Here is a 13,469-nt window from a genome sequence, read left to right as displayed (position 1 = left end):
TTTAAATGAGGATGTTCTTTTATGCGCATTATTTTACTCGGACCACCTGGGGCAGGCAAAGGTACTCAAGCTCAGTTGATCTGTAAGCGCTACAATATCCCACAAATTTCAACCGGTGATATGCTCCGTGCTGCAATTCGTGAAGGTACTGAACTTGGCTTAAAAGCAAAAAGTGTCATGGAATCAGGCGGTTTAGTTTCTGATGAACTGATCATTGGTTTGGTGAAAGAACGTATTGCTCAGCCTGATTGTGAAAATGGTTGTATCTTTGACGGTTTCCCACGCACAATCCCACAAGCTGAAGCATTAGAATCAGCTGGCATCAGTATTGATCATGTGATCGAAATTGATGTACCAGATGAAGAGATTGTTCAACGTCTTTCTGGTCGTCGTCAGCATCCAGCATCTGGCCGTGTTTATCACACGGTTTACAATCCACCAAAAGTGGAAGGTAAAGATGACGAAACAGGCGAAGACCTTGTACAACGTCCAGATGACCAAGAAGAAACGATTCGTAAGCGTCTTGGTTCTTACCACAGCGAAACTGAGCAATTGGTTGGCTTCTATCAAGGTCGTGCTGCTTCTGGTGAAAATGCACCGACTTACGATAAGCTGAATGGTTTACGTCCGATCGAAAACGTTCAAGCCGATTTATTTGCAATTTTAGACAAATAATCTGAATTGCAGATGATAAAAGAGCTCTGAATATAGGGCTCTTTTTATTTTGGAGAAGGGCTATGCTACTAAAAGTTGTTCTGATTTTAGTTGTGATTTTCAGCTTGGTTTTGCTGTTGTTTTTAGCGTATCAAAGCCAAAAAATGCTGCGTCATGTGCAAAAACAGCAGGCTTTGGAAAATAAACTGAATGGTAAAACACGTCAGCTGCATCCAAAACTACAGCAGCATAAAAAACCTCAGGATTAACTGAGGTTTTTTATTGCAATAGCTTTATTCGCGCCAAATTCAAAGCGGTCTGGCCAGTTACAGACATCAGCAACCACACACTCGCCACACTTCGGTTTACGTGCAATACAACAATAACGGCCATGTAATATCAGCCAGTGGTGCGCATCAATAATAAACTCTTTCGGAATCACTTTAACCAAGCGGTCTTCAACCTCGAGTACATTTTTACCCACCGCCAGCCCCGTACGATTACCCACACGGAAAATATGGGTATCGACCGCCATGGTCGGCTGACCAAATGCGGTATTCAGTACCACATTCGCTGTTTTACGGCCTACACCAGGTAAAGCTTCCAGTTCTTTACGTGTTTCTGGAATATTGCCTTGATACTGCTCCACAAGAATACGGCAGGTTTTAATCACATTCTCGGCTTTAGAGTTATATAGGCCAATAGTCTTGATATATTCTTTTAAGCCATCCACCCCAAGATTTAAAATAGCCTGAGCGGTATTGGCAACAGGGTAGAGTTTATCCGTGGCCTTATTCACACTGACATCAGTTGCCTGAGCAGAAAGCAGAACGGCAATAAGTAATTCAAAAGGTGAGGAATAGTTCAGCTCAGTCTGTGGATGAGGTCTCTGCTCACGTAAACGTTCGAAAAAAGTCTGAATCTGCTTTTTGGTCATATTTTTAACGGGCATTTAGATGTCCTGCAATTCATTTAAACGTTGTTGTAAAGCCAGTAACTGTGCATGTTTTTGCTCATCTGCACGTACACTTAACTGTTTTTCCAATTTCTTGATTTGTGTGCGTAGTTTGGCAAGTTCAATCGTGGTTTTAGCATCCAGTGTTGGCGTTTCTTTGGGTTTATCTACGAGCGTAATCACAGGAACATTGTTGAGTGCCTGAGAAAACTGGGCAAAGAATTCCACATCAATTTCTGCACGGACAATGGGTCCTTTACGACTTAAACGACGTTTCTCTTCACGTTGAATATGTGCGTAGTAGCGATGTCTTAAATCATCTTGTTCAACACGGCGTAGCTCTGCGGTTGGCAAGGGTTTGGTATCTGCCACCAGATCGATGCAATCGACTGGACAAGGTGGGATACATAATTCACAGCCCGTACACAGATCGGTCAAAATGCTGTGCATCAACTTACCACTGCCGATGATCGCATCTACTGGGCAGGCACTAATACACTTGGTACAGCCAATACACTCATCTTCCCGAATAATCGCTTTTATGCGCTGTGGGCGACCATCCTCCTGAATTTCCCAGACACTTGGCTCGGCGGGTAGAGACGGGCGTTGTAACAGTGTTGCCAATGCATCAGCAACGGGCTGGCCACCCGGCACACATTTATTTGCCTCTTCACCTTCTGCAATTGATTTTGCATAAGGTAAACATCCATCACGATGACCGCATAAACCACATTGTGTTTGCGGTAATAGCTGATCTATTTGGACAATAAGAGAATGTTGTGCAGATGGTGACATGGGGAGGATGAAGCAAAAAACAGGGAGCTTAGTATAGCAAATAATGACTTATGACGGCGTAGCAAGGTTGGAAAATTATACAGATAGTGTTTTGGATTTTGCTTAAAAATAGTGCGAATACTGGTGTTTTTTAGTGCGATTTGCTGGTGCTTGGCTTTGGCTGAATAGGAAAGTGAGCACAATATGGCATTAATTTTTAGACAATACTGGTAATATTTATTATAAAAATAATGAACATTTATTTAATTAAGTTTTTGATTTTTAATCATATATAAATTGGCCTAAAAAATAATAGTGTGATGGAATAGTAATCTGTATTAAATATATGCGATATTCTATTTTGGTGCATTTTCCGCACCAAGATAAATCACTGACTTGGGGGTGAATGTTGAAATACAATAGCTTAAATGACTTTCTCGATTACGTTAAAGCTAGAGATCCTAATCAACCTGAATTTTTACAAGCTGTCGAAGAAGTCATGACAAGTTTGTGGCCGTTCATTGAGAAAAATCCTAAGTATGCTCAATACGGTCTTTTGGAACGACTGGTTGAACCTGAGCGTGCGATCCAGTTCCGTGTTTCATGGATGGATGATCAAGGACAAACTCATGTGAACCGTGCCTTCCGTGTGCAATACAACTCAGCGATTGGACCTTATAAAGGGGGAATGCGTTTTCACCCTTCAGTGAATCTATCGATTTTAAAGTTTTTAGGCTTTGAACAAACCTTTAAAAATGCCTTAACGACGCTACCCATGGGCGGCGGTAAAGGTGGTTCTGATTTCGATCCGAAAGGTAAATCAGATGCAGAAATTATGCGTTTTTGTCAGGCATTGATGTTGGAGCTCTATCGTCATCTTGGTTCGAATACGGATATTCCTGCGGGTGATATTGGGGTTGGTGGTCGCGAAGTTGGCTATATGACCGGTATGATGAAGAAGCTCAGCAATGACACTTCATGTGTTTTTACCGGTAAAGGAATTTCATTCGGTGGTTCATTGGCTCGTCCAGAAGCAACCGGTTATGGAACGGTTTATTTTGCAGAAGAAATGCTGAAAACCCGTGGTCAAAGCTTTGCAGGTAAAACGGTTTCGATCTCAGGTTCGGGTAATGTTGCTCAATATGCAGCAGAAAAAGCCATGTTCTTGGGCGCAAAAGTTGTGACCTTGTCGGATTCAAACGGAACAGTCTATTTGAAAAATGGTTTCAGCAAGGCATTACTTGATGAAGTGATGGAACTGAAAAACGAAAAACGTGGTCGTATTTCTGAATTTGCTTCAAAACATGGTTTTGAATATTTTGAAGGTCAAACACCTTGGCATATTCCTGCGGATATTGCTTTGCCATGTGCAACACAAAATGAGTTAAAAGCGGAAGATGCGGCAACTTTGCTGGCAAATGGCGTGATTTGCGTGGCAGAAGGCGCCAACATGCCATCAACGCTTGAGGCTGTTGAAAAGTTTGTTGAAGCGAAGATTTTATATGCACCAGGTAAAGCTTCAAATGCAGGTGGCGTTGCAACCTCTGGTCTTGAGATGTCTCAAAATGCGAATCGTCTATGCTGGTCTTTTGAACAGGTGGATGAGCGTTTACATGCAATCATGAAAGAGATTCACCGTAACTGTGTTAAATATGGTACGCAGGAAGATGGTTCAATCAACTATGTTGATGGTGCCAATATTGCTGGTTTTGTAAAAGTTGCTGATGCAATTTTAGCGCAGGGTATTTATTAAAAACCTCCCTTAAATCAAAAGGGTCTTCCCATAAAAAAATCCGATGTTAACACATCGGATTTTTTTTATTTACAGGTATAAATTATGGTTTTTTAACAATCTCTTGTTCAACAACCATATCTAATACGTCTGCAATGCTTGATTGATCAGCAGCTGGGTTTTGAACGTCAAAACGCTTCACACGTACAATTACGCGTTGTTGTGGATTGTGTTCAAAACCTTCGATTTGACCGTAGTAAAGCGACCAGTTTTTGTCAGCGTAAGTTTTTAAACCTTTGTCATCATATTTTACTTCACGAACTTGCATACAAGTTTGTGGAGCAACGCCTGTGCAAGATTTAGTTTCTGGTGAAATTTCCAAGAAAACAGTTTTACCTTCAGACTGGTATTTTGCTTCAGGGGTCATTTTACCAACAAATGTATATTTTTGGCCTTTTGCATCAGCGATAACCAAAGTTGGTTGCTCTGGATTGGTTGCATTTACTTCAAAAGCGATTTTACGTTTTTGTAAAAGATCACCCGCAAACTGCTCTTGTTTCATCAAGGCAGGTTCACAAGCCATCAATGTTGAAGCCAAATCACCTGTAACGATCGCACCGTTTTCAATTTTCCAAGAAGTATTTTGACGGTTACAGCCCGTATCTACAGACAAACGGTCATTTGCCAAGAAACTTAATACGATTGGACGTTTTGTGTCAGCAGGTTGATATGACCATGTATAGTTAGTCAACACATTGTTATTTGTCACTTTAGCACCTGTGAATACGTGTTTTTGGCCTTTGCCATCAGTAACAGTCAAGATTGCCTGACCATTTACAGTGCTGATCTCAAATGGTACTTTTTTCTCGCTGAAAATATCAGAAGATAAACGTTCTTGTTGCATTAAATCATCTGCACAAGCCATCATGGTTGATACAAGTGGAGAAGTTACAATGGTATTGCCTTCAACTTTCCAAGTACCGCCTTGGTTGTTACAACCTGTTTGGATTGAAAGCTTCTGGTCAGCACTAAATGCTAAAACTAAAGGTTTAGATGCTTTTGAACCTTGGTAAGTCCAGTTGTATTCAGCCAAATTTTTTGCAGCAGTTGTATTAATTTGTGAAATTACGTTGTCAGTCACGTTTTGTACTGTTTGACACGCCATTAAAGAAAGTGGAAGTAATGCAAGAACTAAATATTTAATTTTCATATTCAAAACAACGGGAAATAAATAACAGCAATAAGCTTAAAGTATTCTTAAAAAAAGAGCATGTGATCCGTTTAGGCATTAAGTTCGTTAAATGTTTCTATTTGTAAATTTTAAAAAATATAATGGATTTATAGGCTTGCTAATATTATATGCAAGCCTATTTTGTTTTTTATGTGATGTAGTTTGATATTTAATCGAATCGATAAATATCCATTCCCAATGATCCCATTGAAAAGCTGCTATGGACAACGTTGAAGCGATTACCTGTGCCCATGGCAAAGAAAAGTGGCGCAAAATGTTCAAGAGAAGGGTGGTTTCTTTGAACATAAGGGAGGGATGGCCAGTCGAGCACAGCATCATAATCCTGATGTGTGAGTTTGTTGACAACCGCATTACGGAAAGTACTTGCCCAAACGGGTACATCGGCATCTGCTTGCCACGAAAGCTCGGCAAGGTTGTGGGTAATACTGCCTGAACCGATCAGCAAAATCTGTTGTTCGCGTAAAGGTGAAAGTACTTGTCCGATTTTATAAATATCATCGGCATTCATATGTATGGGTAACGAGATTTCGATCACAGGAATATCTGCGTCTGGATACATGTGTAATAACGGCATCCAGACTCCGTGATCACGCGGACGTGTACTATTGGCATGTGCAGCTAAACCAGCCTCAGCAAATCGTTTCAGTATTTCTTCGGCCAACTGAGGTGCGCCTGCAGCAGGGTAGCGAATCTCATAAAGTGCTGGTGGAAAACCACGGAAGTCATGCCAGGTTTCTGGTCGAGTCGATGTGCTGACTTCCAGCGCCTGACTTTCCCAATGTGCAGACATGACAATAATGGCTTCTGGTTTAGGCAGATTGCTACCCAAACGATGCAGTGCTGGGCCAACCTGTTCTGGGTCAAGTGCAAGCATAGGTGAACCATGAGAGATAAATAGTCCGGGTAAGGTCTGAGCGTTCATGTGTGTGCACCTAGTGAAAATGACATGGTTATCGTGACAAAAAAGTGATGACAGTGACAGCCATTAAACTTCAACATATTGTTCTAAAATCAGAACAGTATTTAAGCCCGATGATAAGGATGATTATGGTTAATACTCATGGCACGATATAACTGTTCAATGAGTAAGATACGAACCATCGGGTGGGGCATCGTCAATTTAGACAGTGACCAATGCCACGCTGCTGCTTTACGAACCGCCTCTGAATGTCCATCTGGTCCACCAATGGCAAGCGCAATATCGTTGCCTTCAAGCATCCATTGCTTCATGGTATCTGCCAGTTTTTCAGTACTGAGTTCGCGTCCACCAACTTCTAAAGCAATCAAGGTTTCATTTGGCTTGAGCGCATTTAAAATACTTTCACCTTCGATTTGGCAATATTTCAAAATATCAGCTTCAGAATCATTTTTGCCACGCTTTGCCATCGGAAGTTCAATGACCTGCGTTTGTACAAAAGGCTGAATGCGTTTGAAATAGTCTTCAAATCCAGTGAGTACCCATGCTGGCATTTTTTGACCAATGGTAAGAATGCGAATTTTCATAACTAAGGCTTATTTGGCAAATTCTACACATTATAAAGGCTGCCGACCTGCATAGGTCAAAACATGGGATTTATCTTGTCATAAAAAATACAAAAGCTTATTTTAGATCACCCATAAAAAACGCAGCTCAAAATGAGTATGAGCTGCGATCAAAGAGCCATCCGTCTGGAGTTCAGATGGCACTAAAATGAGTTCATTGAGCCAAATTTGATCTTTGTTTTATCGACTCTATTTTATTATGCAAGATATTGGTTATTTTTCAACCATAATGTGTAACAAAAAAAGAGAGCCGAAGCTCTCTTTTTTATTGCAACTCACAGTTTAGTGACGCGCTGCCTTTGCATCTTCCACCGGTTTCACAATCGGTGTTTTTGGTAAAGGTTTTGGTGTATCCGTTAACGCTAAAGGTAAGATTTCATCAATGCTTTTCACTGCCTTGATTTCTAAACCTTCTTTCACGTTGTCTGGAATCTCAGCCAAGTCGCGAACGTTATCTTGTGGAATGAATACCAGTTTGATTCCACCGCGGTGTGCTGCAAGAAGTTTTTCTTTCAGACCACCAATACGCATTGCACGACCACCAAGACTGGTTTCACCTGTCATAGCGATATCTGGACGAATCGGAATACCTGTGAATGCTGATACAAGGGCAGTCGTAAGGGCTAAACCAGCAGATGGACCATCTTTTGGCGTTGCACCCTCAGGTAAGTGAACGTGAACATCGGTTTCTTCGAAACGAGATAATTCAATTCCCAATTCATCAGCGCGGGTACGTACAACTGTCATTGCTGCGGTAATCGACTCTTTCATAACATCACCGAGCGAACCCGTGGTAATGAATTTACCTTTACCTTTAACAGCCGCAACTTCGATTGTCAGCAATTCGCCACCGACAGACGTCCAAGCTAAACCATTTACACGTCCGACCTGTGCTTCATCTTCTGCGATACCAAAGTCAAACTTATGTGGACCTAAGTATTCAGGAAGGTTTGCAGAAGTCACGTCGATCTGTAAGTTTTTCGACTTTTTGCTTACCGCTTCTTTCACCACTTTACGGGCAATTTTAGAAACTTCACGTTCTAAACTACGAACACCCGCTTCACGTGTATAACGTTGAACGATGTCACGAATTGCTTCTTCATGAACAGTCAATTCTTTGGTACGTAAGCCATTGTTCTTGATTGCTTTCGGAACAAGGTAGCGTTCAGCAATATTAACTTTTTCATCTTCGGTATAACCCGGTAGACGAATCACTTCCATACGGTCCAGTAGGGCCTCAGGAATATTCATGCTGTTTGCAGTACAGATGAACATCACTTCAGAAAGGTCAAGATCAAGATCTAAATAATGGTCGTTGAACTTACTGTTTTGTGATGGATCTAATACTTCAAGCAATGCTGATGCAGGATCACCACGATAATCTTGTGCCATCTTGTCAATTTCGTCGAGTAAGAACAATGGGTTCTTCACACCAACTTTTGTCAACGATTGCACGATCTTACCTGGCATCGCACCGATATAGGTACGACGGTGACCACGAATTTCAGCTTCATCACGTACACCACCCAGTGCCATACGTACAAACTCACGGCCTGTTGCTTTTGCTACAGATTCACCAAGCGATGTTTTACCTACACCTGGGGGACCAACCAAACATAAGATCGGGCCTTTGAGTTTTTTCACGCGAGACTGAACTGCCAGATATTCCACAATACGATCTTTAACGTCATCTAGGCCGTAGTGATCTGTATCGAGAATTTCCTGAGCTTTATTCAAGTTAATGCTAACTTTGCTGGCTTTGTTCCATGGCGTATCTAAAATCACTTCCAGATAGTTGCGAACAACAGCGGCTTCACTTGAAGCAGGTTGCATTGCCTTGAGTTTACGAAACTCAGCTTCAGCTTTTTTGCGTACGTGTTCAGGTAAATCTGCTTCAGCTAGACGTTTTTCAATTTCTGCAACGTCATCTTCAGCCCCGCCATTCATATCGGAAAGTTCGCGTTGAATTACTTTCATTTTTTCATTTAGAAAGTATTCACGTTGGTTCTTTTCCATCTGACGTTTTACACTGTCGTGCAGCGTTTGTTCAATTTGCTGTTCAGCAGATTGATTCATCAAATAATTCATCAACTCTTGCAAATGAGCTTCAAATTCATCGTGCTCTAAAAATTTTTGCTTTACTTCAATATTTAAAGGCACACGAGTTGCAACGAAGAACATGAGTTGCAATAAGTCTTCAATTTTATTTGCTGCTGCGACGAGTTCACGCGCATTACGTAATTTTGCTTCTGCATATTGAGCAAACAGGGTACGTAATTCATTTAAGCGAGTTTCTTGGGTCTCTTCATCCAAAGACAATGTCATTGGGCTTAAATGATGTTCAGCTGTTAAGTATTCCTCTCCGTCAATAATGCGTTCTAGCTTAGAACGATGTAGACCTTCAATCAGTACTTTAATGCAGTTTTCATCATTCTCATGATTAACGACTTGTACGATTTTAGCCACGGTTCCATATTGATAGAGATTGTCGTGATCAATTTCTTCTGTAAGCGAATCTTTTTGCGCAACTACAAATACTAAATTGTCACTGTTACGAGCCACATCCACTGCATTGATCGATTTTTCACGACCCACAAATAGCGCAATTTGCATGTGTGGATACACCACAACATCACGTAACGCTAATAGTGGTAATACACTTGGAACCTGTGGCTCTAAGCTTGTTTCATTATTTAAAATATATTCAGACATGGGCACTCCTAATGAGTGACAACGGTGTTGCCATGTTTTTTATAGTGATGTGCATTTTAAAAATTACAAGGGTTTTTACTTAGAAAATATAAAAAAAAGACTAAATTACTCAAGATTTAAGGCTGTGATAACAAAAAGAGCAAGCTAGCGTTTGAAATAATAGAATTTTTTAGGCGTGAGCAATCCATCGAGTGGCTGATCCCAATTTTGTCTTAATAAAGGTTGTTCTACATATTGAAAGTCATGAGCCAGACCAAGACGGTAGGGTCGCCGTTGAGCGCTTGCCAATGTGCGGTCATAGAAACCGCCTCCCATGCCAATACGTGTGCCTGAGAAATCACATGCCAGCAACGGCATAATCAGCAGATCGAGATGTGAAACATGTTGACCGCGGTTTGCCATGGGTTCTTTCATACCTAAAGGGTGGTGTGAAAAACGTTGATTAAAATACTGTTTGGAATCAACTCTTACCCACACCAGTCGCTGATTCATATTACAGATCATGGGTAAGTAAACCTGTTTTCCTTGTTGAAAACAGAGTCTTAGAATTTTTCGTGTATGAATTTCGCCAAAGGCATGTAAATACAGCCCAATTTTTCTTGAATTTTTAAAGGGAACGGATGTTCTGAGCTGGATCAAAACTTGTTGTTCAGCTTGCTTTTGTTCATAAGACGAGAGTTGTCTTCTTTTAAAGCGTAGCTGTTTTCTTAATAATTTTAAATCTTGGCCCATAAGGTTGGAGAAATGTTTTTGATAAAAGAATCATACTCGATTTAGCAAACAATATCTAAAACCCAGTGTTTTGTGATTGATAAGTAAAAATTTATAGTGGTGTGGTTATTTTTATTCCAGCTAATAAGTGTTTTTTTGATTATTTATTCCAATAATTAATGACAATTTTAGGTATTGAATATTAATTTTTATTGTTTTATGGAGTTTTTGCTCTACTTTTCACTTTATTTATAAAAAGAAACAAAACAAAAACAAAAACAAACATAAAATTATTTTTTAAATTAAATCATGGATTTATTTTACATGATTTTTTGTGAATGTGAGAATTAAGTCTCACATTTGATAAAAAAGTGTTCATTAGATCTTTACCAATTTACTCGGGTTTATTAGCATCCGCGGCTCTTTTTTAGCGCTGACACTAAAAATGCTCATTTGCATTTTTAGACCATCAATAACTGTAGTAAACGTCTGAGAATTTTTATGAACAAAGTATATAAAGTGGTTTGGAATGCATCTATTGGAGCATGGGTTGCAACCTCTGAACTAGCAAAAAGTAAAACCAAGACTAAATCTAAAATTTCGAATTTAACCGCCGCTGTTTTGGTTGGGGCAATTAGTTTTTCTCCTGCTGCGTTTGCGGCAAAGAATATTGGTGGAGGAGACGGATCGGGTACCTCAATTTCAGGGACATGTTCTGAGGGAGAGGCATTTACATCTGGAAACCGAGATATCGCAATTGGTTGTGGCGCAAAAACGCAAGGTACTGGTATTTCTAATATCGCAAATCGTCAAAATCCTTACAATAATTCAACTGGCGCATTTGCTGGTGCAATGAAACAGGGTGGTGCAATCAGTCTCGGAACTGGTGCAACCACTGAGCAAAACTTTGGAACTGCAATTGGTTCATATGCAACTACGAAAGGAATTGCAGCAGTTGCAATTGGTACAGCTGCGCTTTCAACGGGTAATACCTCTTTAGCAATTGGTCGCCAATCAGCAGCAACAGGTGATTATGCACAAGCACTTGGTAACGTTGCTGCCGCAACTGGAAAAGGCTCTTTAGCGATTGGTCACTCTGCAACAGCAGAAGGCTATCGTTCTATCGCAATTGGTTCTCCAGATATTGAAAATGCAGGTTCAGTTGCTGGTCAAGCGGGCGCAGAATACCAAAAAAATATGGCGACAAAGGCAACGGGTAAAGATTCGATTGCATTTGGTGGTGGTGCGGTTGCAACACAAGAAAACTCTTTGGCGATTGGTGCATTCTCAGCATCAACTGGTAAAAAATCAGTTGCGATTGGTACTGGCGCAAAAGCGAATAAAGATGAAGCCGTTGTAATTGGTGACCAAGCGGAAGCTGCTTTTGATGGTGGTGTTGCCATTGGTAAAGGTGCACGTTCAGAAGCTGAGAACAGTATTGCTTTAGGTAAAGATTCAAAAGCGACTCAAGTAACAGAAAAAGGTTTCTTGACAAAACAAGCTGTGCCAACAGGAGTTTTGTCTGTTGGTGATGTGGGTGCAGAGCGCCGTATTCAAAATGTAGCAGATGGTGCGGTAGATTCTGACGCAGCGACTGTGGGGCAGTTAAAAGCAGCACGTACCCATTATGTCAGCGTAAATGATAATGGCGTACAAAGTGGTAACTACGAAAATGATGGTGCAAAAGCTCGTAACTCAATCGCTGTAGGGGTAGAAGCGGTTGCAACTGGTTATGATGCTGTTGTTGTCGGTTCGCATGCAAAAGGCGCTGGTGTTGGAGCAATTTCTGTCGGTAATGCAAGCGAGACAGTGGGTAGTGGTGATGTTGCGATTGGTCGTAACTCTTCAACTAAAGGCGCTGCTGGCATGACACCAGGTTATAGCAATCAGTCAATTGCAATTGGTGACCAGACGAAAGCAATTGGTGACCAATCAATCGCGATTGGTGCGGATGTGATTGCACGTGGTAACTCATCTGTAGCGATTGGTGGTGATGATGTTGACAAAATTGCTCGTGATGTTGAATTAAGCCAAAAATACACTGAAATTACAGGTGGTAAATTACAGGCTGGTAAATATCCAACCACAGAAACTGGGCATGGTTCAACAGCTGTCGGTGTTCAGGCTGTCGGTACAGGTGCTTTTGCATCAGCTTTTGGTATGACATCTAAAGCAACAGGTGATGCTTCATCTGCATTTGGTGTAATGTCGAATGCTGCGGGCAAAGGTGCATCAGCATTTGGTGCAGTTGCTCAAGCAACAGGTGATGGTGCATCGGCGATGGGTATTAACTCGCTTGCATCAGGTACAAATTCGACGGCAATTGGCTCTGGCAATAAACCAGGCGAAGGTGCTACAGCAACTGGTAATGGTGCTGCGGCAATTGGTAGCGGTGCACAGGCAACAGGTGATAGTGCTGCTGCAATTGGTAAAGGTGCTGAAGCAAGCAATGAAAATGCTGCTGCCGTTGGTGGTGGTGCTAAAGCAACAGGTAAAAACTCTGCTGCGATTGGTGGCGGTGCGATTGCCGATCAGGAAAATGCCGTTGCTGTTGGTCAAGGTGCCCAGTCTATGGTTGTTGGTGGTGTTGCATTAGGTGCGCGCAGCCGAGTTGAGGCAGAAAATAGTGTTGCATTGGGTCAAGATGCCGTTGCGACAGAAACGACAGGAAGCTCATTCCTGACAAATCGTGATGCATCAATGTCAAATGGTGTAATCTCGGTTGGTTCTGCTGGTAAAGAGCGTCGTATTACCAATGTTGAAGATGGTTCTGCTGACTCTGATGCAGTGACTGTACGTCAGCTTAAAAATGTTGATTCTCGTGTAAATGAGAATGCTCAAAACATTACCAATTTAGACCAGAAAATTGATAACACCAAAACTGATTTAGGTAATCAGATTACTGATACCAACAACAAGTTAGACGACGCGAAGAAAGATTTGGGCAACCAGATCACGGATACTAACAACAAGTTAAATGATACTAAAGATCAGTTAACCAATCAGATCACTGATACCAAGACTGAGTTAAACAACACGATCAACAACACCAAGACCGAGTTGGAAAACAAAGGCTTGAACTTTGCTGGTAATGCAGGTGCAGATGTTCATCGTAAGTTGGGTGACAAGTTAAACAT

At 41.2% G+C, this 13,469-nt stretch carries 11 protein-coding genes; 4 read left to right on the top strand and 7 right to left on the bottom strand.

Annotated elements, in window-relative coordinates:
• Window positions 1-21 precede the first annotated feature (21 nt).
• On the top strand, window positions 22-675 hold the full coding sequence (gene adk, locus A9Z07_RS08695; RefSeq protein ID WP_004770217.1) for an adenylate kinase: 654 nt from the start codon (window positions 22-24) through the stop codon (window positions 673-675).
• 62 nt (window positions 676-737) lie between these two features.
• A complete protein-coding gene (locus A9Z07_RS08690; RefSeq protein ID WP_004770216.1) occupies window positions 738-923 on the top strand; it encodes a hypothetical protein in 186 nt (61 codons plus the stop codon).
• Here A9Z07_RS08690 and nth read toward each other — a convergent pair.
• Together nth and A9Z07_RS08680 are read right to left on the bottom strand one after the other, a co-directional pair.
• Window positions 920-1,606, bottom strand: coding sequence for an endonuclease III (gene nth / locus A9Z07_RS08685; RefSeq protein WP_069577955.1), 687 nt, complete (start codon window positions 1,604-1,606; stop codon window positions 920-922). The genes A9Z07_RS08690 and nth overlap by 4 nt on opposite strands.
• Window positions 1,607-2,404: an RnfABCDGE type electron transport complex subunit B gene (locus A9Z07_RS08680; RefSeq protein ID WP_069577954.1), complete on the bottom strand. Its 798-nt coding sequence runs from the start codon at window positions 2,402-2,404 to the stop codon at window positions 1,607-1,609.
• A gap of 385 nt (window positions 2,405-2,789) precedes the next feature.
• Here A9Z07_RS08680 and gdhA point away from each other — a divergent pair, with 385 nt between their 5' ends.
• Window positions 2,790-4,136 (top strand): NADP-specific glutamate dehydrogenase, encoded by a 1,347-nt coding sequence (gene gdhA / locus A9Z07_RS08675; RefSeq protein ID WP_069577953.1) that lies wholly within the window; start codon window positions 2,790-2,792, stop codon window positions 4,134-4,136.
• An 82-nt stretch (window positions 4,137-4,218) separates the two neighbouring features.
• On the opposite strand, the gene A9Z07_RS08670 is transcribed toward gdhA, so the two are convergent.
• The 5 genes from A9Z07_RS08670 to A9Z07_RS08650 form a co-directional block, all read right to left on the bottom strand.
• Window positions 4,219-5,325 (bottom strand): META and DUF4377 domain-containing protein, encoded by a 1,107-nt coding sequence (locus tag A9Z07_RS08670; RefSeq protein WP_004770211.1) that lies wholly within the window; start codon window positions 5,323-5,325, stop codon window positions 4,219-4,221.
• A gap of 190 nt (window positions 5,326-5,515) precedes the next feature.
• Window positions 5,516-6,289 (bottom strand): DODA-type extradiol aromatic ring-opening family dioxygenase, encoded by a 774-nt coding sequence (locus A9Z07_RS08665; RefSeq protein WP_004770210.1) that lies wholly within the window; start codon window positions 6,287-6,289, stop codon window positions 5,516-5,518.
• Window positions 6,290-6,390: 101 nt separating this feature from the next.
• Window positions 6,391-6,870, bottom strand: a complete 480-nt coding sequence (gene rlmH / locus A9Z07_RS08660; protein WP_004770208.1) for a 23S rRNA (pseudouridine(1915)-N(3))-methyltransferase RlmH — start codon at window positions 6,868-6,870, stop codon at window positions 6,391-6,393.
• A 321-nt stretch (window positions 6,871-7,191) separates the two neighbouring features.
• Window positions 7,192-9,621 carry an endopeptidase La gene (gene lon / locus A9Z07_RS08655; protein WP_069577952.1) on the bottom strand — a complete coding sequence of 810 codons (2,430 nt, stop codon included), beginning with the start codon at window positions 9,619-9,621 and terminating at the stop codon, window positions 7,192-7,194.
• A gap of 144 nt (window positions 9,622-9,765) precedes the next feature.
• Window positions 9,766-10,353 carry a 5-formyltetrahydrofolate cyclo-ligase gene (locus A9Z07_RS08650; RefSeq protein WP_069577951.1) on the bottom strand — a complete coding sequence of 196 codons (588 nt, stop codon included), beginning with the start codon at window positions 10,351-10,353 and terminating at the stop codon, window positions 9,766-9,768.
• A 480-nt stretch (window positions 10,354-10,833) separates the two neighbouring features.
• On the opposite strand from A9Z07_RS08650, the gene A9Z07_RS08645 reads away from it, so the two are divergent.
• Window positions 10,834-13,469 (top strand): ESPR-type extended signal peptide-containing protein (locus A9Z07_RS08645; RefSeq protein WP_264754283.1); only part of this gene is annotated, 2,636 nt, incomplete at its 3' end.

Source organism: Acinetobacter sp. YK3, from assembly GCF_001729365.1.
GTDB lineage: Bacteria > Pseudomonadota > Gammaproteobacteria > Pseudomonadales > Moraxellaceae > Acinetobacter > Acinetobacter vivianii.
The sequence above is the reverse complement of the archived record's forward strand: the minus strand, read 5'-3'. Positions and strand labels throughout refer to the sequence as shown.